The organism is Kitasatospora sp. CB01950 (assembly GCF_001905465.1).
Taxonomy (GTDB): Bacteria; Actinomycetota; Actinomycetes; order Streptomycetales; family Streptomycetaceae; genus Kitasatospora.
Window position 1 is genome coordinate 62,201 of record NZ_LISX01000009.1, and the last position, 23,971, is coordinate 86,171.

20 protein-coding genes are annotated in these 23,971 nt (G+C 72.7%); 14 read left to right on the top strand and 6 right to left on the bottom strand.

Annotation, left to right across the window (positions count from 1 at the left end; all coding sequences use genetic code 11):
* Positions 1–16: 16 nt before the first annotated feature.
* From AMK19_RS22525 to AMK19_RS22535, 3 genes are all read left to right on the top strand, one after another.
* Positions 17–775, top strand: coding sequence for a DeoR/GlpR family DNA-binding transcription regulator (locus AMK19_RS22525; protein ID WP_073814700.1), 759 nt, complete (start codon positions 17–19; stop codon positions 773–775).
* Positions 776–873: 98 nt separating this feature from the next.
* The gene (locus tag AMK19_RS22530; protein ID WP_073814701.1) at positions 874–1,410 is read left to right on the top strand and encodes a SigE family RNA polymerase sigma factor; all 537 of its coding nucleotides are present in this window, start codon (positions 874–876) and stop codon (positions 1,408–1,410) included.
* Positions 1,411–1,465: 55 nt separating this feature from the next.
* The gene (locus tag AMK19_RS22535) at positions 1,466–2,662 is read left to right on the top strand and encodes a hypothetical protein (protein WP_073814703.1); all 1,197 of its coding nucleotides are present in this window, start codon (positions 1,466–1,468) and stop codon (positions 2,660–2,662) included.
* Between the two features lie 66 nt (positions 2,663–2,728).
* On the opposite strand, the gene AMK19_RS22540 is transcribed toward AMK19_RS22535, so the two are convergent.
* On the bottom strand, positions 2,729–4,039 hold the full coding sequence (locus AMK19_RS22540) for a glutamine synthetase family protein (protein ID WP_083647213.1): 1,311 nt from the start codon (positions 4,037–4,039) through the stop codon (positions 2,729–2,731).
* 206 nt (positions 4,040–4,245) lie between these two features.
* On the opposite strand from AMK19_RS22540, the gene AMK19_RS22545 reads away from it, so the two are divergent.
* The 11 genes from AMK19_RS22545 (at position 4,246) to AMK19_RS22595 (ending at position 18,379) form a co-directional block, all read left to right on the top strand.
* Positions 4,246–4,878 carry a TetR/AcrR family transcriptional regulator gene (locus tag AMK19_RS22545; protein ID WP_073814705.1) on the top strand — a complete coding sequence of 211 codons (633 nt, stop codon included), beginning with the start codon at positions 4,246–4,248 and terminating at the stop codon, positions 4,876–4,878.
* Between the two features lie 117 nt (positions 4,879–4,995).
* Positions 4,996–6,489: an MFS transporter gene (locus AMK19_RS22550; RefSeq protein WP_073814707.1), complete on the top strand. Its 1,494-nt coding sequence runs from the start codon at positions 4,996–4,998 to the stop codon at positions 6,487–6,489.
* 440 nt (positions 6,490–6,929) lie between these two features.
* Positions 6,930–8,714 carry a 3-hydroxyacyl-CoA dehydrogenase family protein gene (locus AMK19_RS22555; RefSeq protein ID WP_073814709.1) on the top strand — a complete coding sequence of 595 codons (1,785 nt, stop codon included), beginning with the start codon at positions 6,930–6,932 and terminating at the stop codon, positions 8,712–8,714.
* A gap of 194 nt (positions 8,715–8,908) precedes the next feature.
* Complete coding sequence (locus AMK19_RS22560; RefSeq protein ID WP_073814711.1) at positions 8,909–9,820, top strand: TetR family transcriptional regulator; 912 nt, start codon at positions 8,909–8,911, stop codon at positions 9,818–9,820.
* A 372-nt stretch (positions 9,821–10,192) separates the two neighbouring features.
* Positions 10,193–11,530, top strand: coding sequence for a crotonyl-CoA carboxylase/reductase (gene ccrA / locus AMK19_RS22565; protein ID WP_073814713.1), 1,338 nt, complete (start codon positions 10,193–10,195; stop codon positions 11,528–11,530).
* Complete coding sequence (locus tag AMK19_RS22570) at positions 11,530–13,554, top strand: protein meaA (protein WP_073814715.1); 2,025 nt, start codon at positions 11,530–11,532, stop codon at positions 13,552–13,554. Before ccrA ends, AMK19_RS22570 begins: the two co-directional genes overlap by 1 nt.
* Positions 13,555–13,574: 20 nt before the next feature.
* Positions 13,575–14,558, top strand: a complete 984-nt coding sequence (locus tag AMK19_RS22575) for an HpcH/HpaI aldolase/citrate lyase family protein (RefSeq protein ID WP_073815101.1) — start codon at positions 13,575–13,577, stop codon at positions 14,556–14,558.
* Between the two features lie 4 nt (positions 14,559–14,562).
* Entirely contained in the window at positions 14,563–15,060 is a 498-nt protein-coding gene (locus AMK19_RS22580) for a MaoC family dehydratase (protein ID WP_073814717.1), read from the top strand.
* A gap of 136 nt (positions 15,061–15,196) precedes the next feature.
* The gene (locus AMK19_RS22585) at positions 15,197–16,399 is read left to right on the top strand and encodes an acyl-CoA dehydrogenase family protein (protein ID WP_073814719.1); all 1,203 of its coding nucleotides are present in this window, start codon (positions 15,197–15,199) and stop codon (positions 16,397–16,399) included.
* 437 nt (positions 16,400–16,836) lie between these two features.
* Positions 16,837–17,514, top strand: coding sequence for a phosphatidylserine decarboxylase (locus AMK19_RS22590; protein ID WP_073814721.1), 678 nt, complete (start codon positions 16,837–16,839; stop codon positions 17,512–17,514).
* On the top strand, positions 17,501–18,379 hold the full coding sequence (locus tag AMK19_RS22595; protein WP_380474399.1) for a CDP-alcohol phosphatidyltransferase family protein: 879 nt from the start codon (positions 17,501–17,503) through the stop codon (positions 18,377–18,379). The genes AMK19_RS22590 and AMK19_RS22595 overlap by 14 nt, the downstream gene beginning before the upstream one ends.
* Before the next feature lie 152 nt (positions 18,380–18,531).
* On the opposite strand, the gene AMK19_RS22600 is transcribed toward AMK19_RS22595, so the two are convergent.
* The 5 genes from AMK19_RS22600 to AMK19_RS22620 form a co-directional block, all read right to left on the bottom strand.
* Positions 18,532–20,031, bottom strand: a complete 1,500-nt coding sequence (locus AMK19_RS22600; protein WP_241844525.1) for a hypothetical protein — start codon at positions 20,029–20,031, stop codon at positions 18,532–18,534.
* A 217-nt stretch (positions 20,032–20,248) separates the two neighbouring features.
* Positions 20,249–21,361 carry an alpha/beta fold hydrolase gene (locus AMK19_RS22605; protein ID WP_073814726.1) on the bottom strand — a complete coding sequence of 371 codons (1,113 nt, stop codon included), beginning with the start codon at positions 21,359–21,361 and terminating at the stop codon, positions 20,249–20,251.
* Between the two features lie 192 nt (positions 21,362–21,553).
* Positions 21,554–22,609 carry a CU044_5270 family protein gene (locus AMK19_RS22610; protein WP_073814728.1) on the bottom strand — a complete coding sequence of 352 codons (1,056 nt, stop codon included), beginning with the start codon at positions 22,607–22,609 and terminating at the stop codon, positions 21,554–21,556.
* Positions 22,606–23,241, bottom strand: a complete 636-nt coding sequence (locus tag AMK19_RS22615; RefSeq protein WP_073814729.1) for an RNA polymerase sigma factor — start codon at positions 23,239–23,241, stop codon at positions 22,606–22,608. The genes AMK19_RS22610 and AMK19_RS22615 overlap by 4 nt, the downstream gene beginning before the upstream one ends.
* Positions 23,242–23,399: 158 nt before the next feature.
* The gene (locus AMK19_RS22620) at positions 23,400–23,909 is read right to left on the bottom strand and encodes a hypothetical protein (protein ID WP_241844526.1); all 510 of its coding nucleotides are present in this window, start codon (positions 23,907–23,909) and stop codon (positions 23,400–23,402) included.
* Positions 23,910–23,971: the final 62 nt, after the last annotated feature.

Below are 23,971 nucleotides of genomic sequence, written 5' to 3' on the forward strand. Positions count from 1 at the left end.
CAGGAGAGAACAAGAAATGCTGGCTGCTGAACGACGCGACCACCTGCTGGCCCTGCTCGCCCGAGAGGGCAAGGTGGTGGCCAAGGACGTCGCCGCCGACCTCGGCATCTCCGAGGACAGCGTCCGCCGCGACCTGCGCGACCTGGCCGCCGAGGGCCTGTGCCAGCGGGTCTACGGCGGGGCGCTGCCCGCCTCGCCCGCCGTCGTCGGCTACGCGGAGCGGCAGTCGGTGACCCCCGACGGCAAGCGCCGGGTCGCGGCGGCGGCCGTCGGACTCGTCCGCCCCGGCAGCACGTTGATCCTCGACGGCGGCACCACCGCGCTCGCCGTGGCCGGCCTGCTCCCGGCCGACCTCGACTGCACCGTGATCACCCACAGCCCGACCGTGGTGGCGGCCCTGCTGGAGCACCCCCGCGCCGAGCTCTTCCTCCTCGGCGGGCGGATCTTCAAGCACTCCGCCGTCGCGTGCGGCGCCGCCGCCGTCGAGGCCGCCCAGAACGTCTCCGCCGACCTCTGCCTGCTCGGCGTCACCGGCGTCCACCCGGAGGCCGGCCTGACCACCGGCGACGCCGACGAGGCCGCCATGAAGCGCGCCCTGGCCGCCCGCGCCGCCGAGACCTGGATCCTCGCCTCGGCCGAGAAGATCGGCGCCGCCTCCCCGTTCCGCGTCCTGCCGTGGCCCCGCATCGGCGGCCTGGTCACCGACGCGGATCCGACCCACCCGGTGCTGGAGCGCCTCGCGGCCGACGGAGTGGAGCTCCTGACGGCCCGCTGAGAGTCGGGAAAAAGTTTTCGCGCCCACCCCGTGACACCGCTGCCACCCTGTTCCGTCTGAAGGGTGACGAGGTACGGACCCGGGGGAGAACAGCGAACGTGGCAGGAGCAGCTGGGCGCAGCGCCGAACTGGAGTATGCGGAATTCGCCGCGAACCGCTCCGGCCCGCTCTATCGGTCGGCCTGTCTGCTGACGGGCGGCGACACCCATCTCGCCGAGGATCTGGTGCAGGAGACGCTGAGTCGGATGTACGTGGTGTGGCGGCGGCCGGGGCGGTTGTTCGGCGGTCGGGCGATCGAGAATCCGGCGGGCTACGCACAGGGGGTGCTGTACCGGCAGTTCATCGACCACCATCGGCGGCGCAGCTCGGGCGAGCGTCCGATCGCGGAGGTTCCGGACCTGCCGGGCCCGGACGGCGACAGCACCTTGCGGATGACACTGCTCCAGGCGCTGGGCGAACTCCCGCCCCGGGACCGCGCGGTGCTGGTGCTGCGCTACTGGGAGGACGTCAGCGTCGAGGAGACGGCGGAGATCCTGCGCTGTCGCCCGGGCGCGGTCCGGTCGCAGGCCTCGCGGGCGCTGGCCCGGCTGCGGGCCCTGCTGGGCGACGGCCTCACCGACCTCGCCGCGCACTGACGTCCGGTCGGTCCCCTTGTCTTTGTCCTTCAGCCCCCGGAGACGGTGATCACGCATGCCCGCACTGCCCGAGCACGACTTCGAGGACCGGCTGTGCCAGGTCTTCCGCGAGACCGGCGAGAGCTTCGTCCCCGACACCCCGACGCTGACCGCAGGCGGCGCGACCCGGGGCCGCCGCCGTCAGCGCCGTCGGCTGACGCTGGGGGCGGCCGCGGCGGTGCTGCTGGTGAGCGGGGCGACGGCGGCGGTCCTGCCGGGCGACCTGTACACGGACGGCGTCGGCCCGGCGACGTCCGCCACACCCTCCCCCTTTGTCAGTGATCCTTCCGGTGCCGCCCGTATCCCGCAGGAGGCGCACCTGGTCTCGGCGGTGGCGGAGCGGCTGCCGGCGGAGCTGAAGATCCTCCGCTCCGACGGGTCGGCGGTCGGGTCGGCCGCGTTCCCGACCACCCGGGCGTGGGCGTCGCTGACCCTGGACGACGGCGACGGTCCGACCCAGCTGACGGTGGACATCTACCGGGCGGGCGGCCCGCCGCCGGAGAATTCCTGCCCGGCGTACTCGCTCGAGAGCGTGATCTGCCAGGAGGCGGCCCAGGACGACGGCAGCAAGGTGACCGTCGTCGAATGGACCGAGGCATCGGCCCGGCGGGGGCGCACCGCGGTCCAGTGGGACACCGCGGACGGGCTCAAGGTCGTCGTCAGCTCGACCGGCTACGCCACGGCGAACGGGCGTCCCCGGGCGAAGCCGCTGCTGTCCGTCACCCGGCTCTGGACGCTGGCCACCGACCCGGGTTGGCGCGCCTTCGCGGGGCCGCTGAGCCGGACCCTGCCGAAGCTCCCGGTCGACGCCCCGGTGCAACGCCCCGACCTGCTGCCGCCCGGCCTGAAGGTGCTGTCCAGCACCTCCGGCCCGGAGCAGACGGCGACGCTGACCGACCAGGACCGGAGGGTCGTCCTGCACTTCGCGCAGCAGGAGGCCGACGAGACCGTACGGACCTGGTTCGCGGACGCCCCGGTGCTGCCCGACGACACCCGCATCCGCAGCGTCGAGAACCGCCCGGTGCCGAACGCCCAGGGCGCCACCGAGACGGTCGTCGACATCCTGCGCCCGGACGGCAACCGGGTCCGGGTGACGGCCGTGAACCCGGCGGGCGCGGACGACGCCGACGCCGGCCGGGCGCCGCTGGTGTCGCTCGACCGGCTGACCGCGATCGCCATGTGCCCGGGCTGGACGGTGCCGCCGGCGAACTGATCGGGCTCGGCGGCGGGGCGGCCCCGTCGGAACGCCGCCCGCCAGGTCCGGCGAACCGACGGAACGTCAGTAGCGGTAGCGGACGGCCTCGATGATCCGGGCCGGCTCGTGGTCGGCGAAGCGGGCGATCTCGGCCTCCCGGACGTCGATCACGGACTGCCAGAGCGGCTCGCCCATCGCGGTGCGCAGCACCTCGGACTTGCGCAGGGCGTCGACGGCCTCGTCGAGGCGGGCGGGGAGGCGTTCGGCGACGCCGTCGGGGTCGCCGGTGGTCTCGGCGGGGAGGCTGAGCGCGGCGCCGAGGCCGGCCAGCCCGGCGGCGAGGACGCCGCCGACCGCGAGGTAGGGGTTGGCGGCGGCGTCGAAGCACTTGACCTCGGCGTTGGCCTGCTCGGGCGCGGAGCCGGTGATGAGCCGGAGCGCGGCCTCCCGGTTCTCCAGGCCCCAGCAGCGGTGCGGGCCGGACCAGTGGCCGGGCACCAGGCGCAGGTAGCTGGCGACGGACGGGGCGCCGAGGGCGAGCAGGGCGGGCAGTTCGGCGAGCACCCCGGCGAAGAACGCCTCGGCCTCCCGGGTGAGGCCGTGCGGGCCACTGCCGCCGTGGCCGAGGTTCTGGCCGTCGCGCCACAGGCTGAGGTGCAGGTGGCCGCCGTTGCCGACGCCGCCGGGGGCGGTGACGGGGGCGAAACTGGCCCGCAGGCCGTGCCGCAGCGAGACGGCCTGGACGGTGTGCCGGACCAGCAGCGCGGTGTCGGCGGCCTCGACGGGCCCGCCGGGGGCGACGGACAGCTCGAACTGGCCGTCGCTGTACTCGGGGTGGAGCTGGAGCACGGTCAGCTTCTGCTCGCGCAGGGTGCGCAGCAGGTCGCGCAGGTAGTCGCTGTTGGCGACCACGCGGCGCATGCCGTACGCGGGGCCGTCGCCGCCGCCCTCGACGATCCACTCGACCTCGATGCCGGCCTTGACGGTGAGCCCGCGTTCGGCGAGGGCCTCGGCGGTGCGGCGGGCGAACTGGCGCTGGCAGCCTGGGTGCGGTTCGCCCTGCTGGGTCCAGCGGTCGCCGGGGGCCCAGGCCCAGCCGGGCTGGGCGGCGAGCCGGTGCAGCGCGGCGACGTCGGGGACGAGGCGCAGGTCGCCGACGGGGCTGCCGGACGGGGCGAGCGAGTCGTCGACCAGGAACGCGTCGAAGCAGGGCGCGGCGCCGACGCCCCAGCGGGCGGCGCTCTCCAGGCCGCGGACGGGGACGGTCTTGACCCGGGTGACGCCGGCGTTGTCGACCCAGCCGACGATCACGCCGTCGACGCCCTCGGCCTCGATCCTGGTGGCGGCCAGTCGGGCCTCGGCGGCGCGCTCGGCGCGGGGCTTCTCGGTGCTCATGCGCCCATGCTGGCCTGCGGCGATGCGGTGTCCGGGCGACTCGGCCGGGACGTCACCCGTCCGTGGAAACCTGAAAGTGACGCAGGTCACATCGGATGATGAAATTCCGGGGACCCTCTCCCCGTTTGAACCTCCGTCGCAGCGAAACGGGGAGTTACTCCCCGCTCGCCCCACCCCGTTCTCCGCCCGCTCGAAGGGAGCGCACCATGACCACCGTCGCCGCTCCCCGCCGGCGTTCGGACGCCACCCGCAACCGCGAACGGATCGTCGCCGCCGCCCGCGAGGCCTTCGTCGAGTACGGGGCACTGGCCCCGCTCGACGAGATCGCCCGCCGGGCCGGCGTCGGCAACGCCACGCTGTACCGCAACTTCGCCGACCGCCGGACGCTGATCCAGCAGGTGTCGCTCGCCGTCATCAACCGGGTCGTGGCGCACGCGCACGCGGCCGCCGCCGAGGAGCCCGACTCCTTCGCCGCGGTGAGCCGCTTCGTGCACGCCGCCGCCGACGAGCGGATCGGCGCGCTGTGCTCCCTGCTGACCGGCACCATCGACCCCGACGACCCCGAACTCGCCGACGCCCGCGCCGAGATGAGACAGGCCACCGAGGACCTGGTCGCCCGCGCGCAGGCCGACGGACTGCTCCGTACCGACGTCGGAGCCGGCGACATCGTGGTCGCCATGTCCCAGCTCACCCGACCGCTCCCCGGCGCCGCCTGTCTCGACCTGGGCCCGCTGGTCCACCGTCACCTCCAACTGCTGCTGGACGGGCTGCGCACCGCCACCCCGTCCCCGCTGCCCGGCCATGCCGTGACCCTGGAGGAACTCTCCCGGCGCGCCTGACGCATCCGGCTCAACTCCCGTTCCACCCATACGACTTACGACAGACCGCCCGAACGGGGCGGCTGCATGCCTCCGCACGTTCCGCACGTTCTCTTGCACTCACAGGTGGGTACCTCCATGTCCGAAACCCTCCAGCCGGACCCGCGCCGGTGGAAGGCGCTCGTCTTCATCGCGCTGGCACAGCTGATGGTCGTCCTCGACGCGACCGTCGTGAACATCGCGCTCCCCCGCGCCAAGGAAGACCTCGGCTTCGCCGACAGCACCACCCAGTGGGTGATCACCGCCTACGCGCTGGCCTTCGGCGGCCTGCTGCTGTTCGGCGGCCGCGTCGCGGACCTGTGGGGCCGCCGCCGGACCTTCATGGTCGGCCTGGTCGGCTTCGCCGCCGCCTCCGCGATCGGCGGCGCCGCGGTCAACACCGCCATGCTGCTCGGCGCCCGCGCCCTGCAGGGCGTCTTCGGCGCGCTGCTCGCGCCCGCCGCGCTCTCGCTGCTCGCCGTCATGTTCAGCGACGGCAAGGAGCGCGCCAAGGCGTTCGGCATCTTCGGCGCCGTCGCCGGCGGTGGCGGTGCGATCGGCCTGATCCTGGGCGGCGCGCTCACCGAGTACCTGAACTGGCGCTGGACCTTCTACGTCAACATCCCGTTCGCCGCGGTCGCCCTGGCCGGCGCGATCATGGTCATCCGCGAGCCCGCCGTCGGCCTCAACCGCAACCGCCTCGACATCCCGGGCGTGCTGCTGGTCACCACCGGCCTGGTCTCCCTGGTGTACGGCTTCACCCGCGCCGAGAGCCAGGGCTGGGGAGACTCCAGCACCATCGGCCTGTTCGTCGCCGCCGCCGTGCTGCTCGCCGCGTTCGTGGTCGTCGAGAGCCGGGTCTCCGCCCCGCTGCTGCCGCTGCGCGTGATCACCGACCGCAACCGCGGCGGCGTCTACCTCTCGCTCGGCATGGCCGTGATCGGCATGTTCGGCCTGTTCCTCTTCCTCACCCTCTACATGCAGGGCGTGCTGGGCTACAAGCCGCTGGTCAACGGTTTCGCCTTCCTCCCGATGGTGGCCGGCATGATCACCGGCTCCACCCAGATCGGCGCCCGCCTGATGACCCGGGTCCCGGCCCGCTACCTGATGGCGCCCGGCTTCCTGGTCGCCTCGCTCGGCCTGCTGATCCTCACCCAGATCGACGTGAACACCTCGTACTGGCAGATCCTGCCCGGCCTGGTCCTGATGGGCCTCGGCATGGGCACCGCGTTCATGCCCGCCATGAGCCTGGCCACCTTCGGCGTGCAGCCCCGCGACGCCGGCGTCGCCTCCGCGATGGTCAACACCTCCCAGCAGGTCGGCGGCGCGATCGGCACCGCCCTCCTCTCCACCGTCGCCCACAGCGCCGGCACCGCGTACCTCGACGCCCACAAGGCCGCCGCGGCCACCACCGACCCCAAGCTCTTCGCCCTGCAGATCCAGGTCCACTCCTACTCCACCGCCATCTGGTGGGCCTTCGGCATCCTGGTCCTGGCCGGCATCACCGCCTTCACCCTGATCACCGCCGGCAAGCCCGAACACCACGACTCCCCCGCCACCGCCGAGGACGCCGTCCCCGTCATGGCCCACTGACCCCCGCGACAGCCGAACGGCCCCGCCCGGAACCCTCCGGGCGGGGCCGTTCCGCGTATCAGCGACCGAATTCCTTCAGGGCACCGCAGAGTCAACCGCCCTCGGGCGAAGCGCGATTGCCCCTTCCTACCCGCGAGTAGCTGGGCTACAGTGTCCGCACGCACCAGCGCCGGGCTTCGGGAGCCGCACCGGCGGGTTGCGCTTCTTCTCCCGTGTGCACGTCGGCGTCGCTTCATGACCTTTCGGAGCGCCTGAGCACCACGGCACTGCCCCTCGAACGGAACCGGAGCGGACCGGTCCGTAGCGCGGGGTCGCCGCTGTTCTTCTTCCGTTCCCCATTTCTCCCGTGCCGTCGGCACACCCTCCCCCGTCACGCGTGCCCGGCTGTCCGGGTCGTGGCGGGGGCCGTCGGCGCGGGCCCATGACAAGGAGTCTGGACAATGGAGCGTCCCTTCCCCACTGTTGCCGTCGTCGGCCTGGGCACCATGGGTGCCGGGGTGGCCGTGGCGGTGGCCCGGAGCGGCCGGCGCGTGATCGGCGTGGAAGCCGGTCCGGCGCAGGCGGCTCGGGCGTTGGCCCGGATCGAGGCGTCCACCGCCCGGGCGGTGGCGCGTGATCGGCTGACCGCCGAGGAGCGCACCGCGCTGCTCTCGCTGATCGAGGTCGGCGACGAGCTGACCGCGGCCGCGCAGGCGGACCTGGTGATCGAGGAGGTCCCGGAGGACCTGGAGCTCAAGCGCGCCCTGTTCGCCGAGCTGGACCGGATCTGCCCGCCCGGGACGGTGCTGGCGACCGGCACCACCGCGCTGAGCGTGACCCGGATCGCGGCGGCCACGGCCCGCCCGGAGCGGGTGCTGGGCGTGCACTTCTTCAACCCGGTGCACAGCATGAAGCTGGTCGAGGTGGTCCGCACCGTCCTGACCTCGCCCCAGGCCGCCGAGCAGGTGGCCGAGTTGGCGCGCGACCTCGGCAAGGAGCCGGTCGCGGCCGGCGACCGGGCGGGTTTCATCGCCAACGGCCTGCTGTTCGCGTACCTGAACCAGGCCGCGGCGATGTTCGAGTCCCGGTACGCCACCCGGGAGGACATCGACGCGGCGATGCGGCTGGGCTGCGGCCTGCCGATGGGCCCGCTCGCGCTGCTGGACCTGATCGGCGTGGACACCGCCCGCACCGTGCTGGAGGCGATGTACGAGCAGTCGAAGGACCGTCTGCACGCCCCGGCGCCGATCCTCGGCCAACTGGTCGCGGCGGGCCTGCTGGGCCGCAAGTCGGGCCGCGGCTTCTACACCTACGAGGCCCCGGGCTCGTCCCGGCCGGTCGCCGAAAGGACCGCGGAGGCTGCGGAGGCCGCTGCGCGTCCGGCCGGCCGCGAGGTGCGCAGCGTCGGCGTGTGCGGCAGCGGGACGATGGCGACCGGCATCGTGGAGGTGTTCGCGAAGGCGGGCTTCCCGGTGCTGCTGGCGGCCCGCAGCCAGGAGAAGGCGGAGCGGGCGAAGGCGCAGCTGGCGAAGTCGCTGGAGCGTTCGGTGTCCCGCGGCCGGCTGTCCGAGGAGGCCCGGGACGCGGCGCTGGCGCTGGTCACTCCGGTGTCCGGCTACCAGGATCTGGCGGACGTGGACCTGGTGGTGGAGGCGGTGGCGGAGGACCTCGCGGTCAAGCGCGAGCTGTTCGGCGCCCTGGACAAGGTCGTCAAGCCGGGCGCGGTGCTGGCGACCACCACCTCCTCGCTGCCGGTGATCTCCTGCGCGACGGCGACGTCCCGCCCGCAGGACGTGATCGGCATGCACTTCTTCAACCCGGCGCCGGCCATGCGGCTGGTCGAGGTGGTCTCCACGGTGCTGACCGCGGAGGACGTCACGGCGACCGTGCTGGAGCTGTGCGGGAAGGTGAAGAAGCACCCGGTGGAGTGCGGCGACCGGGCCGGTTTCATCGTGAACGCGCTGCTGTTCCCGTACCTGAACGACGCGGTGCGGATGCTGGAGGAGCACTACGCGACGGTGGACGACATCGACACCGCGATGAAGCTGGGCTGCGGCTACCCGATGGGCCCGTTCGAGCTGCTGGACGTGGTGGGCCTGGACGTGTCGCTGACCATCGAGAAGGTGCTGCACCAGGAGTTCCGGGAGCCGGGTCTGGCGGCCGCGCCGCTGCTGGAGCACCTGGTGGCGGCGGGCTGCCTGGGCCGCAAGACCGGCCGCGGTTTCCGCGACCACGCACGGCGATGACGGGCCGTCCGGCGTCCTCGCCGAGCCCCCGTCCGTCGCCCTCCGAAGGCGTCAACCCGGCTGCGCCGAGGCCCCCTTGGGGTGCCGGGACGGTCTCCTCGCGGTGGCCCCGGCCCGCCGTGGCGCCGCCTTCGGCGCCGGTGCGCAGGGCCAGGCCGGCGGGGGCGGCACCGGGTGCGTGTAGCGTTCCGGGCATGGATCGCCAGACCTCGCCTTCCCAGCAGCAGCAGTCGGCCGCCGGGCCCGACCAGTCGCGGCCGGGGGTGGAGTCCGGGGCAGGCAGTCGCCGGGCCGCCGCCCAGCGGCTGCAGATGCGCCAGGACCTCACGGCGGCGGCCATGCAGCTGTTCGCCACCCAGGGGTACGAGGAGACGACGGTCGATCAGATCGCGGCCGCCGCCGGGGTGGCCCGGCGGACCTTCTTCCGGTACTTCCGGTCGAAGGAGGAGGCGATCTTCCCCGACCACGACGACACCCTGGTGCGGGTGGCCGACCTGCTGGCCAGCGCCGAGCCGGAGGAGCACCCGTTGGACGTGGTGTGCCGGGGCATCAAGGAGGTGCTGCGGATGTACGCCTCCACCCCGGACATGTCGGTGGCCCGCTACCAGCTGATCCGCCAGGTGTCGGCGCTGCGCGAGCGGGAGATCGCGGTGGTCTCCCGGTACGAGCGGCTGTTCACCCGGTACCTGCTGGGCCGGTTCGACGCGGCCGAGCAGACCCCGCCGAGCTGGCAGCGCGGCGGGGACGACGACTCGATGCTGGCCGAGGTGTCGGCGGCGGCGGTGGTCGCGGCGCACAACCACGTGCTGCGGCGCTGGCTGCGGGCCGGCGGGCACGGCGATGTGGAGGCGCAGCTCGACCACTCCTTCGAGGTGATCCGGGGGACGTTCTGGCCGACCCCGCCGAGCGGTGCCCGCCGCCGCGGCACCACTGTGGCACCCGGTGCCAGTGGTGACGGAGTGGTGCCGGAGGACTCCCCGGCCCTGAGCGCACTCAGTGCCAGCCCGAGTGGTGAGGTACTGATCACAGTGGCCCGCACGGACGCCCCGCTGGAGACCGTGGTGGATTCGATTCGGGCCGCCCTGGCGGGCCGAAGCCCCGTGTAATCAAGGCAGTTTCCGCAGGTCGAAGGCAGAATCGAAGGCCCGTTCCCGCATTTCGGGAACGGGCCTTCGGGCGTTCCGGGAAACCCCCGGCCGGCGTGTTCTGGCTCACGCAAGAAGTTGGCACCCCGTGTCTTTACGAGTGGCACAGGGTGCCACTACCTTGTTGCCACCGGTCGCGGCGCCGCGGCTCCCCACCTCGGCGCGCCGTCGTCCGGTGTCCCTCCGACCCGGGGGACGTGTACCTGCGACTCCACCCGATCCGTCGCACCACCGCAGTACCCCACCCCTCAGACCCTCAGCGAAGCCGGTGTCCGCTCCCGGCTCCCCCAGACGCCCTGTGTCCCTCGCACAGGTACGCCTTCGGAGGCAGCCATGCAGGAAATTCTCGACGCGATCCTCAGCGGCAACGCCACGTCCGCCGACTACGCGGGCCTCGCGCTGCCCGAGTCCTACCGGGCCGTGACGCTCCACAAGGACGAGGAGCAGATGTTCGCCGGCCTCGCCAGCCGGGACAAGGACCCGCGCAAGTCGCTCCACCTGGACGACGTCGCGCTGCCCGAGGTCGGCCCGGGCGAGGCCCTGGTCGCCGTGATGGCCAGCGCCGTCAACTACAACACCGTGTGGAGCTCGATCTTCGAGCCGGTCTCCACCTTCTCCTTCCTGGAGCGCTACGGCCGGCTCTCCCCGCTGACGAAGCGCCACGACCTGCCGTACCACGTGGTCGGCTCCGACCTGGCGGGCGTGGTGCTGCGCACCGGCGCCGGCGTCAACGCCTGGCGGCCCGGCGACGAGGTCGTCGCGCACTGCCTGTCGGTCGAGCTGGAGTCCCCCGACGGCCACAACGACACGATGATGGACCCGGAGCAGCGCATCTGGGGCTTCGAGACCAACTTCGGCGGCCTGGCCCAGCTCGCGCTGGTGAAGACCAACCAGCTGCTGCCCAAGCCCAAGCACCTCACCTGGGAGGAGGCCGCCTCCCCGGGCCTGGTCAACTCCACCGCGTACCGTCAGCTGGTCAGCCGCAACGGCGCCGGCATGAAGCAGGGGGACAACGTGCTGATCTGGGGCGCCAGCGGCGGCCTCGGCTCGTACGCCACCCAGTACGCGCTGGCCGGCGGCGCCACCCCGATCTGCGTGGTCTCCAACGACGCCAAGGCCGACGTCTGCCGGGCCATGGGCGCCGAGGCGATCATCGACCGGTCCGCCGAGGGCTACAAGTTCTGGAAGGACGAGAACAACCAGGACCCGCGCGAGTGGAAGCGCCTGGGCGCGAAGATCCGCGAGTTCACCGGCGGCGAGGACGTCGACATCGTCTTCGAGCACCCCGGCCGGGAGACCTTCGGCGCGTCGGTCTACGTCACCCGCAAGGGCGGCACCATCGTCACCTGCGCCTCCACCTCCGGCTTCATGCACCAGTACGACAACCGCTACCTGTGGATGTCGCTGAAGCGCATCGTCGGCTCGCACTTCGCCAACTACCGCGAGGCGTTCGAGGCCAACCGCCTGATCGCCAAGGGCAAGATCCACCCGACCGTCTCCAAGGTCTACTCGCTGGAGGAGACCGGCCAGGCCGCCCTGGACGTGCACCACAACAAGCACCAGGGCAAGGTCGGCGTCCTCTGCCTGGCCCCGCAGGAGGGCCTGGGCGTGCGCGACCACGAGCTGCGCGCGAAGCACCTGCCCGCGATCAACCGCTTCCGGAACATCTGATGGCCGCTCAGGAACGCGACCGCCCCTGGCTGATGCGCACCTACGCCGGCCACTCCACCGCGAGCGACTCCAACGCGCTGTACCGGCGCAACCTCGCCAAGGGGCAGACCGGCCTGTCGGTGGCCTTCGACCTGCCGACCCAGACCGGCTACGACTCCGACCACGTCCTCGCCCGCGGCGAGGTCGGCCGGGTCGGCGTGCCGGTCGGGCACCTGGGCGACATGCGGACCCTGTTCGACGGGATCCCGCTGGAGCGCACCAACACCTCGATGACCATCAACGCCACCGCCATGTGGCTGCTGGCGCTGTACCAGGTGGTCGCCGAGGAGCAGGGCGCGGACATCGCCAAGCTCACCGGCACCACCCAGAACGACATCGTCAAGGAGTACCTGTCGCGCGGGACGCACGTCTTCCCGCCCGGCCCGTCCGTGCGGCTGATCACCGACATGATCGCCTACACGGTGGCGCACCTCCCGAAGTGGAACCCGATCAACATCTGCAGCTACCACCTGCAGGAGGCCGGGGCCACTCCGGTCCAGGAGATCGCGTACTCGATGTGCACCGCGATCGCCGTCCTGGACGCCGTCCGCGACTCCGGGCAGGTCCCGGCCGAGCGGATGGGCGAGGTGGTCGGCCGGATCTCCTTCTTCGTCAACGCGGGCGTCCGCTTCGTCGAGGAGATGTGCAAGATGCGGGCCTTCACCCGGCTCTGGGAGAAGGTCACCCGGGAGCGCTACGGCATCGAGGACGCCAAGCAGCGGCGGTTCCGCTACGGCGTGCAGGTCAACTCGCTGGGCCTGACCGAGGCGCAGCCGGAGAACAACGTCCAGCGCATCGTGCTGGAGATGCTGGCCGTCACGCTGTCCAAGGACGCCCGCGCGCGGGCCGTCCAACTCCCGGCCTGGAACGAGGCGTTGGGCCTGCCGCGGCCGTGGGACCAGCAGTGGTCGCTGCGGATCCAGCAGGTGCTGGCGTACGAGTCGGACCTGCTGGAGTACGGCGACCTGTTCAACGGCTCGCACGTGGTCGAGGCGAAGACCGAGGAACTGCTGGCCGGCGCCGAGGCGGAGATCGCCAAGGTGCTGGGGATGGGCGGGGTGATCCCGGCCGTCGAGTCCGGCTACCTGAAGTCCAACCTGGTGTCCTCGCACGCCGCCCGGCGGGCCCGGATCGAGGCCGGCGAGGACCGGATCATCGGCGTCAACTGCTTCGACACCACCGAGGACAGCCCGCTCACCGCCGATCTGGACACCGCCATCATGGTGGTCGACCCGGCCTCCGAGCGTTCCGTGCTGGCCAACCTGGAGGCCTGGCGCGGCCGTCGGGACGAGGCCGCGGTGCAGGTCGCGCTGGCCCGCCTGAAGGAGGTGGCCGCCACCGAGGAGAACCTGATGGCCGCCACCCTGGCCTGCGCCCGGGCCGGCGCCACCACCGGCGAGTGGTCGTTCGCGCTGCGCGAGGTGTTCGGCGAGTACCGGGCCCCCACCGGGGTCGGCGGCGCGCCGGTCGCGGTCGCCGCCGAGCCGGGCGGCGAACTCGCCGCCGTCCGCGAGGCCGTGGCCGCCACCGCCGCCGAACTCGGCGCCGGCAAGCTCCGCCTGCTGGTCGGCAAGCCCGGCCTGGACGGGCACTCCAACGGCGCCGAACAGATCGCCGTGCGGGCGCGCGACGCCGGCTTCGAGGTGGTCTACCAGGGCATCCGTCTGACACCCGAGCAGATCGTCTCGGCCGCCGTCGCCGAGGACGTGCACTGCGTGGGCCTGTCCATCCTGTCCGGCGCGCACCCGGAGCTTGTGCCCGACGTCATACAGCGGTTGGACCGGGCCGGGGTGGAGGATGTGCCGGTGATCGTGGGTGGAATCATCCCGGCAGCGGACGCCGAGGCTCTCAAGGCCGTCGGAGTCGCCGCCGTGTTCACACCCAAGGACTTCGGCATCACCACCATCATCGGCCGGATCGTGGACGAGATCCGGCTGGCCAACAGGCTTCAGCCGTGGGCCGCGACCACCGCCGCGACCAGCTGACCCGGAAGGAACTCCCCTCAATGACTGTGAACCGTCTCCGTCCGCGCCGTTCCTGCCTGGCCGTACCGGGCAGCAACCCGCGCTTCCTGGAGAAGGCCCAGGGCCTGCCCGCCGACCAGGTCTTCCTGGACCTGGAGGACGCCTGCGCCCCGCTGGTCAAGGAGAGCGCCCGCCACACCATCGTGGACGCCCTCAACAACGGCGACTGGGGCGGCAAGACCCGCGTCGTCCGGGTCAACGACTGGACCACGCACTGGACCTACCGCGACGTCATCACCGTCGTCGAGGGCGCCGGCCACAACCTGGACTGCATCATGCTGCCCAAGGTGCAGGACGCCCAGCAGGTGATCGCCCTGGACCTGCTGCTCACCCAGATCGAGAAGACCGTCGGCCTGGAGGTCGGCAAGATCGGCATCGAGGCGCAGATCGAGAACGCCAAGGGCCTGATCAACGTCGACGCGATCGCCGCCGCCTCGCCGCGCCTGGAGACCATCATCTTCGGCCCGGCCGACTTCATGGCCTCCATCAACATGAAGTCCCTGGTGGTCGGCGAGCAGCCGCCCGGCTACGGCGCCGACGCCTACCACTACATCCTGATGCGCATCCTGATGGCCGCCCGCGCCAACGACCTGCAGGCCATCGACGGCCCCTACCTGCAGATCCGCAACCAGGAGGGCTACCGCGAGGTCGCCCGCCGCTCCGCCGCCCTCGGCTTCGACGGCAAGTGGGTGCTGCACCCGGACCAGGTCGCCGCCGCCAACGAGATCTACTCGCCCGGCCAGGAGGACTACGACCACGCCGAGCTGATCCTCGACGCCTACGACTGGTGCACCTCCGAGGCCGGCGGCGCCAAGGGCTCGGCGATGCTCGGCGACGAGATGATCGACGAGGCCAGCCGCAAGATGGCCCTGGTCATCGCCGGCAAGGGCCGCGCCGCGGGCATGCAGCGCACCACCAAGTTCGAACAGCCCGTTTCCGACAAGACCAAGACGGCTGGAGCGTGACGCGATGCAGTTCGGACGCACCTACGAGGAGTTCGAGGTCGGCGCGGTCTACAAGCACTGGCCCGGGAAGACCGTCACCGAGTACGACGACCATCTCTTCTGCCTGCTGACCATGAACCACCACCCGCTGCACCTGGACGCCAACTACGCGACCACCACCGTGCAGGGCAAGAACGTGGTGGTCGGCAACTACATCTACTCGCTGCTGCTGGGCATGAGCGTCGAGGACGTCTCCGGGAAGGCGCTCGCCAACCTGGAGGTCGAGTCGCTGCGCCACATCGCGCCGACCTTCCACGGCGACACCATCTACGGCGAGACCACCGTGCTCGACAAGAACCCCACCTCGAAGCCCGACCGCGGCATCGTCCACGTCGAGACCAAGGGCTACAAGCAGGACGGCACGGTCGTCTGCGTCTTCCGCCGCAAGGTGATGGTGCCGACCGAGCAGTACCTGAAGGAGCGCGGCGGCGACCAGCCCGGCCGCCCCGAGCCGCTCGCCTGACGCCCACTCCAGACCCCGGAAGGGCGGGCCGCCGTCATCGGCCCAGCCCCTACCCGGTCCCGGGGGCCCTGCGGCAGCCACGCGCCGCGGGGCCCCCTCACCACCCCAACCCTCTGAGCATTCACGGAGCCGCACGATGGGACGCCTCGCACAGACCGACGGCCTGACCGAGATCCAGCGGGACATCCTCGCCACCGTGCGGGAGTTCGTCGACAAGGAGATCATCCCGGTCGCGACCGAGCTGGAGCACAAGGACGAGTACCCGACCGCCATCGTCGAGGGCATGAAGCAGCTCGGCCTGTTCGGGCTGACCATCCCCGAGGAGTTCGGCGGCCTCGGCGAATCGCTGCTCACCTACGCCCTGGTGGTGGAAGAGATCGCCCGCGGCTGGATGTCCGTCTCGGGCATCGTCAACACCCACTTCATCGTGGCGCACATGATCAACGCGCACGGCACCCAGGAGCAGAAGGACCACTTCCTGCCGAAGATGGCCGCCGGCGAACTGCGCGGCGCCTTCTCGATGTCCGAGCCGGGCCTCGGCTCCGACGTCTCGGCGATCTCCACCAAGGGTGTGAAGGACGGGGAGTTCTACGTCCTGAACGGCCAGAAGATGTGGCTGACCAACGGCGGCACCTCGTCCGTCGTCGCGGTGCTCTGCAAGACGGACGAGGGCGGCAACACGCCCTACAAGAACATGACCACCTTCCTGATCGAGAAGACCCCGGGCTTCGGGCCGAACGAGACCGTCCCCGGCCTCACCGTCCCCGGCAAGATCGAGAAGATGGGCTACAAGGGCGTCGACACCACCGAGCTGGTGCTGCAGGACGTCCGCATCCCGGCGGACCGGATCCTCGGCGGCGTCCCCGGCAAGGGCTTCTACCAGATGATGGACGGCGTCGAGGTCGGCCGCGTCAACGTGGCCGCCCGCGGCTGCGGCGTGGCCCGCCGGGCGTTCGAGCTGGGCATCGCCTACGCGCAGCAGCGCACCACCTTCGGCAAGAAGATCGCCGAGCACCAGGCGATCCAGTTCAAGCTCGCCGAGATGGCCACCAAGGTCGAGGCCGCGCACCAGATGATGGTGATGGCCGCCCGTAAGAAGGACAGCGGGCAGCGCAACGACCTGGAGGCCGGCATGGCCAAGTACCTGGCCTCCGAGTACTGCAAGGAGGTCGTCGAGGACTCCTTCCGGATCCACGGCGGCTACGGATTCTCCAAGGAGTACGAGATCGAGCGGCTGTACCGGGAGGCCCCGATGCTGCTGATCGGTGAAGGTACGGCGGAGATCCAGAAGATGATCGTGGGACGTCGCCTGCTGGAGGAGTACCGGCTCGCCGACTGAGGCAGTCCCCCGCAACGGGCCGCGAGGCAGGCGTGCGGGCCTGCCGCCGGCCCCGCCGCGCCCGTCCCCCCGGCCCGGTCGGCCGGACCGGGGCGGGCACGGCACTCGACGCGGTCGTCCGGCGCGTTTCCCCAGGTACGCGCCGGACGGCCGCTTCCGCGCACTGCCCGTGACCGGCGTGTCGCTGAGACGTGAATCACCCGTGACCCGGGACCTCTTGGGGAACCGGACTCGGTCCGGTTACGGTCGTACACATAGCAGGTGCACGACTCGGCAGGCAGGCGTAGTTCCACTAGCAGGCGGCTTGCCCAGATACCGGCAGGTCCCGATAGCATCCACCGGGACAGCAGCCGTCCCAGACAACTCGATCCCCGCGGTGGCCCCCGTCCAGGGGCCATTCTGTGTCCCCGCGCGGGGCCCGCGACTAAAGGTCCTCGATGCCCATCAGCCCGTCCCCTCACTCCTCCGCCCAGGGTTTCGCCCCCGAGGGTCGGCGTCCCCGCGTCACCATCGCGCGCGGTGCCACCCCCTGGTTCGTTCCCACGCTGGCCACCGCCGCCGTGACGACCGCCCTCACCCGGCGTTCCGGCAAGTGGGCCCTGGCGGCCGTGCCGGCCTGCGCGCTCAGCGCGGGCATGCTGTGGTTCTTCCGCGACCCCGAGCGTGAGATCGGCGCCGGCAGAGTGATCTCCCCGGCCGACGGCGTGGTCCAGTCCATCGACGAGTGGCCGGACGGCCGCACCCGGGTCGCGATCTTCATGAGCCCGCTCAACGTCCACGTCAACCGCGCGCCGCTGCCCGGCACCGTGACGTCCGTCGAGCACATCGCCGGTGGATTCGTCCCGGCGTTCAACAAGGACAGCGACCGCAACGAGCGCGTCGTGTGGCACTTCGACACCGAGCTCGGCGACATCGAGATGGTGCAGATCGCGGGTGCCGTGGCCCGCCGCATCGTCCCCTACATGGACGCCGGCACCAAGGTCGAGCAGGGCGAGCGGGTCGGTCTGATCCGCTTCGGCTCCCGCGTCGACACCTACCTGCCGGCGGGCGTCGAGGTCGGCGTCACGGTCGGCCAGAAGACCACCGCCGGGGTGACTCGCCTTGACCGTGACTGATCCGGAAACCCTAGTGGGCCTCGGTGACGAGGAATCCACCGACCTGCGCCGCCGCCGCTGGGCGCGGGACCGCGAACTCCGCGCGCCCCGCTCCCCCCAGCACCTGTCCACCGCCGACTTCCTGACGCTGGGCAACGCCGTCTGCGGCTTCCTGGCCATCTACTCGACCACCACCGGCATCCTGATGCCGCACCTCACCGGTGAGTCGAACGCGCCCGTCAAGCACAGTGCGGCCACCGTCGTCACGCTGCTGCTGATCGGCGCGATGTGCGACCTCTTCGACGGCCTGGTCGCGCGCAAGCTGCGCTCCTCGGCGCTCGGCGCCGAGCTCGACAACCTGGCCGACCTGATCAGCTTCGGCATCGCGCCGGCGTACTTCGTCGCGGTGTGGGGCCTGGTCTCCTCCGGCTCCAACCAGCAGCTGTCGGCGTTCATCGCGCTGACCGTCCTGCTGGCGGTGGTGCTGCGGCTCGCCCGGTTCTCGGCCGTGAAGATGCGGCCGGGGATCTTCCAGGGCATGCCCTGCCCGATGGGCGCGATGACCGTCATCGCGATCGTGCTGCTCGACCCGCCGTTCCTGCCCGGCCTGCTGCTGATCTTCGGCGTGGCCTACCTGATGGTCAGCCGGATCGAGTACCCGAAGCCGCAGGGCGTGCTGGCCACCGCGACGGTGGCCTGGATCGTGGTCTCCATCGGCTGCCTGGCTGCCTGGGCCGCGGGCCTGCCCGGCGGCGACACCCTGATGCACATCGGCGCGCTCGCCCAGATCGCGCTGGCCGCGATGGCGCCGCTGCTGGTCATCCGCCGCAAGGTCGGCGAGAAGGTGGGCGTGGTCCGCGCCCGCCGCGCCGAGAACCGGGGCTAGCCCCGGAACCCGATACGCATGAAGCCGCCCTCCTGGAGATTCTCCGGGAGGGCGGCTTTCTGATTGCCGTGTTCCGCTTCGCGCAGTTCCCCGCGCCCCTGCCGGGGCGCAGGACACCGGCGATTCTCGACAGCGCGGAGCGCAGAGCGCGCCTACGCGCCGCCGGTGTGGACCGAGAAGGCGCTGCGGCGGGCGGCGCGGGCCACGGCCGGGTCGGGGTGGACGGAGGCGACGGCCGTCAGGACGCTCGCGGCGCGCGGGTGGCCGGACTGGCGGGCGCGGTGGAACAGCCGGACGGGCTCGCCCGCCGACGCGCCCTCGACGTGGCCGACCAGCAGGTCGGTCTCGCCGTGGTCGAGCACGGCGGCCGCGGTGTCCACCCAGAGCCAGGCGGCGTCCTCCGCGCCCAGCACGTCGGCCGGGGAGGCGCCCCCCTCGTCCAGCTGTTCGGCCAGCCAGAGCAGCGCGTAGGGCCGCAGCACGGCCTCCTCGACGGCGGCCCGGACGCCCTGCTCGGCGGTGGAGCCGGCCACCACCCGCAGCGCTTCGAAGGCGAGGCCGCGGACCAGCGCGTCCTCGCCGCGGGCGGCCTCCAGGAGTTCGGCGACGGCCCGGTCGGCGGGGCGGGCGGCGACCCAGGCGCGGAACTCGGCGCGGGCCGGGCCCGGGCTGTAGTCGGCGCAGGCGCTGAGCAGTTCGAGAGCGCTCTGTTCGATGTGCCCGGCGGCGGTCTGCGCGACGGTGCAGATCTCCTCCAGCTTGGCGCGCACCGCCCAGTGGCCGAGCGGGGAGAGCTCGGCGGCCTCGTCCTGGCGACCGAGCGCGCCGACGGCGGCCAGGCCGTCGAGCATCCAGTCCAGGACGGCGGCCACGTCGGCGGGCGCGTGCGGGGTGTCGATCTGCGGCTCCCGGCAGGTGCCGCGGACCGCCGAGACCGCGGAGGCGGCGTGCGGGACCGGGGAGAGCGGGAAGGTGCTGCTGTCGCCGGTGCCGAGGCGGCGCTCGTCCAGGCCGCGGCGCAGCAGTTCGAGCAGTTCGCTGTCGGCGACCGGCCCGTCCACCAGGTGCAGGAAGGACAGCAGCTGCGGGGCCTGGTCGACGGCCTGGCCGGCCAGCTGGGCGAACACGCCGCGCAGCACGGCGGGCGGCACCGGGGCGAGCAGCGTCCAGGCGTCGAACAGCGCGGACCAGCCGCGGATCACCGCCTCGTCGTCGCGTTCCCAGGCGTGCAGCCGCCAGCCCGGACCGGCGCCGCCGTCGCGGAGCTCGACCAGGCCGACCAGCAGTGCCTGGCCCCAGGCGTTGGCGGCGGCGCCGACCGTCATGGCGAGGGCGCGGCCGGCGGCGCGGGCGTCCTCGGGGAGGAGTTCGCCGCGCTTGTCGACCTCGGTGAGCTCGCCGGCCCAGCGGGCGACGCGGACCGCGTCGGCGAGCATCCGACGGGCCAGCGGGGCGAGTTCGGCGGGTGCGGGGAAGCCGTCCGGGACGGGCACTCGGCCCCGTCCGGGCTTGGCGGGTACCCGGCGGCGGTTGGCTGCGGGTACGTTGCCCTCCGCACGCCCGACGGCCGTTCCGGGCAGACGGGTCACCGTCGCACCGATGCGGCGGGGCGGGTGCGGGGCATCACGGTCGCGCGGGTTCCGAGACGTCACGCCGTGCAGTCTTCCCCTTGCACGGGCCTTCTGTCACATCGACTGCCGGGCTGTCTCGACGCATTGTCCGAACCGTTCGAACGGTGGACGGACAAGTGGTGTCAAAGCGGGGCGAACCACTCCGCTTCTCTGCATGGACATGGCGGGAACCGTGATCACTCCGAAATGAGGACGCGGCGGGACCGGTTCCGGTTCCCGCCGACCGGCCTCCGGCGGTTCACAGCAGCGGGACGAGGAAGCGGCGCAGCGCCTCGGTGTACCGCGCCGGGTCGGCATTCCACAGCGCGGCGTGCTGCGCGTGTGGCACCGCGTGCAGGCTGACCAGGTCCGGGCGCTCCTCGGCGAGCCGCTGCGCGGCCGCCCAGGGGCTGATCGGGTCGTCCGGGCTCTGCAGCAGCAGCGCGGGCGCGGGCAGGTCGGCGCCGGACCCGATCCGGGCGAATCCGGCCAGGTCCACGCCGGTGCGGCCCTGCGCGGAGAGGGCGCCGAGCTCGGCGAGCATCGGGGAGGCGCCGGCGTGGGCGGCGGCCCGGCGCACCGACTCCGACCAGTCCAGCACCGGGGAGTCCAGCACCAGGCCCGCGATCCGCTCCCGCCACGCGGAGCGGGCCGCGGTGGACAGCGCGATCGTCGCGCCCATCGACCAGCCGCACAGCACGACCCGCCCCGCGCCGTGGTCCAGCGCGGCGCGGATCGCCGCGTCGACGTCCTGCCACTCGGTCTCGCCGAAGTGGCCCAGGCCGTCCGGCGAGGCCGGGGCGCCGGCGTCGCCCCGGTAGGTGATCGTCAGGGACGGCATCCGCAGGGTGTGCAGCAGCGGCAGCACGGGCAGCGCCTGCGAACGGTCCGCGGCCGCGCCGTGGATCAGCACCGCCCAGGTGCCGCGGATGCCGGGGGTGCGCCACGCCGGGAACGCGCCGAGCTCGCCGGCCACGGCGGTCTCGGCGAAGTCCAGACCGAGCGAGGTCCGCGGGTCGCCGACCAGCACCCGCGGTGTCAGCCGGACCTCCGTCCCGACCGCCAGCGTCCCGCTCTCCGCCCGTTCCAGCCGCCGCGTGACCCGCCCGTGCCCCGAGCCCAGCACCTCGCCGACCACCGCGTGGCCGCGCTCGCCCCACTCCAGCGCGTAGTGGCCGCGCCGCAGCGTGTCCGCCGTGGCCGTCAGTGCGACCCGGCCGGGGCCGAGCTCCACCACTTTCACCGCGGGCGGCGGCTCCGCCGTTCCCGGCTGCACCACCCGGTCCGACACCTTCCGGCCGACCAGCAGGAACGCCGCGACCCCGGTCCCTGCGGCAGCGGCTGCGACAACGGCGGCGGTTCCCCAACGCATGGCGGTCTCCCGGGTGCTGACGGTCCTGTGCCACCCCAGTCCACCCGCCCGCGCGCGGTCCGGCGAGCCGGGGACCCGCTGGGGGTGACGCCCGGCCCCCGTCGGGGCGGAACGCGGGCGCCCCGCCGCGGACGTCCGGGGCGGGGCGGTGGGCGGCGGCCGGCGCGGGTCCGGTCGCCGCCTGCGGGGTCGTCAGGCCTTGGGCTGCCCGGCGCCGGGGCGCTGCTTGTCGGCGTCGACGATCGCGCGGGTGACGATGGCCGTGCGCTCCACGACGGTGCCGGGCTTGATGCCGTTGACCTCCCGGACCTGCACGCCGCGGCTGCCGATGTACTGGTGGGTCTGCCGGTCGAAGATCCACTCCGACCGCTCGCCGGTCTGCGGGTCCAGGCGCGCCAGCGCGATCCCGTCGCGGTCGGAGGCGTCCTTCGCGTGCTCGACCACCACGACGCCCGGGATCTTGCCGGCCGCCTCGTAGAGGGCGGCGGCGAGGTCGGAGGGCACGAGCTGCTCGCGGATGATGGAGCCGATCTCGCTGAACGCCTGCTGGTCGCGGTCCCGGGTGCCGCTCGCCGTCGAGTAGGCGAACTTCAGCAGCGCGTCGGGGTCGGCGGGCTGGGCGGCGAGCCACTTGTAGGTCTGCTGCTTGCGGGGATCGTTGCTGCCCAGCGGGATGCCGCCCTTGTCCTGGTAGCCCGGCTCGTCCAGCCGGCCCTTGGTGCCGTCGGGGGACTTCCACACCTCGCGGTCGTGCAGCGGCTGGACCCAGGTGGCGGACTCCCCGGTGTCGCCGTTGTAGCTGGAGGCCTGGAAGGAGACCCGGCTCTTGATGTAGATGTACTGGCCCGGTCCGGGCTTGGGCGTGGGGTTCGCCGTCGCGGCGGCGGCGATCTCCTGGACGGTCGAGGCGAGTTGGACGGTGCTGCCCTCCTCGATCTGCACGACGGGCGCCTGGACCGGCCGCGGAGCCGCGACCGCGGAGCCGCCGGGCGCGCCGGACAGGGCGACGACCAGGGCGAGGGCCGCGGCCGCGGCGACCGGCGTCGCGATCAGGACGGTGCGGCGCAGCGAGCGCCGTGCCGGGGCGGGCGCGGAGGCCGGGTCGGACCGGTGGATCTCGTTCATCAGGTGCTCCTCGAGCAGGTGCCGGCGGTCGTCCGCCAGGCGGGGGTCGGCCGGTGCGGGCAGGAGGCGGGCCAGTTCCGCGTGGTCGAGCGGTTCGTTGCGCCGCCGCGGGGTGCGGATCATCGGTGCGTCTCCTTGTACGGCCGGGCCGCGGTGTCGCGGCTGCCCTGTACTTGTCCGGGGATCGGGAGGGGTTCCAGCTTTTTCTTCGCGGCGCGAAGTTCCTCGTCCGCGAGTCTGCGCAGTCGGGTGCGGGCGCGGGACAGGCGTGAGCGCACGGTGCCGACGGGCACGCCGAGGGTGGCTGCCGCTTCGGCGTAGCCGAGCCCGGACCAGACGCACAGCGCGAAGACCTCGCGTTCGGAGCGCCGCAGTCGGGCCAGGGCCTTGCGGGCGGCCGCGAGTTCCTCGGAGTCGGCCATCCGGCCGACGAGTTCGTCCGCGAAGTCGGGGACGACATCGGCGGCGGGCATCCGGGCCATGGCCGCGCTGTGGCGGCGGGCGGCGCGCGTCGTGTTGCGCAGTACGTTCACGGCGATGCCCATCAGCCAGGGGCGCGGGCTGTCGCCCTCGTCGCGGAGCTTCCCGCGCAGGCGCCAGGCCTCCAGGAAGGTCAGCGAGACCACGTCCTCGGCCAGGGCCCAGTTCCCGGTCACGCGTACGGCGTGGCGGTACACCAGCGAGGAGTGGTCCCGGAACAGGTCGCGGAACGCTTCGGGATTCCCGGCCCGCAGCCGGGAGTGTGGATGGTTCACGTCATGCCTTGTCCGGACCGGGGCGCCGGTTCCCGTGACGCAGGTCACCGTCCGGGGGGCCGGCGGCGTTCCGGGCCGAGGAGCAGTCGGAGAGCGAACTCGGCGACTGCTTCCGGGAGTTCGCGGCGCAACGCGGGCGGCCGGGTGGGGGTGCGGGGTCAGCGCTTCGCGCAGGCCGTGGCGCGGAACTCCTCGACGGGGACGGTGCGGGTGGTGCCGCTGCCGTCGGAGGCGGTGCCGTCGTAGCGGACGGTTCCCGGAGTGAGCTGCTTCAGGTCCTCCGGGGTGAAGGCGGTGGCGGTCGACGACCGGGAGTTGTCCTTGGTCCAGCCTCGGAGGTGGTAGGTGGTCCCGGCGTCGAGCGGGGTGGCCGACCTGCCCGTCTCCCAGCCCTCGGCGGGCGCGTCCAGGGTCCAGGTGCTCAGCCCGGGACCGAGGGCGGCGTGGGCGGTCCAGTTCCCGATCGTCTCCTCGTGGCTGCCCTCGCTGGTGGAGAGGGTGGCTCCGTCGATCCGGTGGCCGCAGACCAGCAGGACGCCCAGCGGGCGGCCGTCCTCGGTCACGGAGATCCCGGCGACGGCGTCGCTCTGCACCGCGCACCCCGAGACCGCCGCCACAGCGGCCAGCACCGCGGCGCCCTGCGCGGCGCGCCGGACTGCCTGTCGCACGTTTCCTCCCCTTGTCCCGCCCGTCCGGGCAGCGAATGTGGCTGCATCCTAGGGCCTGCCCT

Coding starts and splice junctions, on each gene's coding strand:
- AMK19_RS22525 (WP_073814700.1), top strand. CDS start 17: ATGCTGGCTGCTGAACGACGCGACCACCTGCTGGCCCTGCTCGCCCGA.
- AMK19_RS22535 (WP_073814703.1), top strand. CDS start 1,466: ATGCCCGCACTGCCCGAGCACGACTTCGAGGACCGGCTGTGCCAGGTC.
- AMK19_RS22540 (WP_083647213.1), bottom strand. CDS start 4,039: ATGAGCACCGAGAAGCCCCGCGCCGAGCGCGCCGCCGAGGCCCGACTG.
- AMK19_RS22545 (WP_073814705.1), top strand. CDS start 4,246: ATGACCACCGTCGCCGCTCCCCGCCGGCGTTCGGACGCCACCCGCAAC.
- AMK19_RS22550 (WP_073814707.1), top strand. CDS start 4,996: ATGTCCGAAACCCTCCAGCCGGACCCGCGCCGGTGGAAGGCGCTCGTC.
- AMK19_RS22555 (WP_073814709.1), top strand. CDS start 6,930: ATGGAGCGTCCCTTCCCCACTGTTGCCGTCGTCGGCCTGGGCACCATG.
- AMK19_RS22560 (WP_073814711.1), top strand. CDS start 8,909: ATGGATCGCCAGACCTCGCCTTCCCAGCAGCAGCAGTCGGCCGCCGGG.
- ccrA (WP_073814713.1), top strand. CDS start 10,193: ATGCAGGAAATTCTCGACGCGATCCTCAGCGGCAACGCCACGTCCGCC.
- AMK19_RS22570 (WP_073814715.1), top strand. CDS start 11,530: ATGGCCGCTCAGGAACGCGACCGCCCCTGGCTGATGCGCACCTACGCC.
- AMK19_RS22575 (WP_073815101.1), top strand. CDS start 13,575: ATGACTGTGAACCGTCTCCGTCCGCGCCGTTCCTGCCTGGCCGTACCG.
- AMK19_RS22580 (WP_073814717.1), top strand. CDS start 14,563: ATGCAGTTCGGACGCACCTACGAGGAGTTCGAGGTCGGCGCGGTCTAC.
- AMK19_RS22585 (WP_073814719.1), top strand. CDS start 15,197: ATGGGACGCCTCGCACAGACCGACGGCCTGACCGAGATCCAGCGGGAC.
- AMK19_RS22590 (WP_073814721.1), top strand. CDS start 16,837: ATGCCCATCAGCCCGTCCCCTCACTCCTCCGCCCAGGGTTTCGCCCCC.
- AMK19_RS22605 (WP_073814726.1), bottom strand. CDS start 21,361: ATGCGTTGGGGAACCGCCGCCGTTGTCGCAGCCGCTGCCGCAGGGACC.
- AMK19_RS22610 (WP_073814728.1), bottom strand. CDS start 22,609: ATGATCCGCACCCCGCGGCGGCGCAACGAACCGCTCGACCACGCGGAA.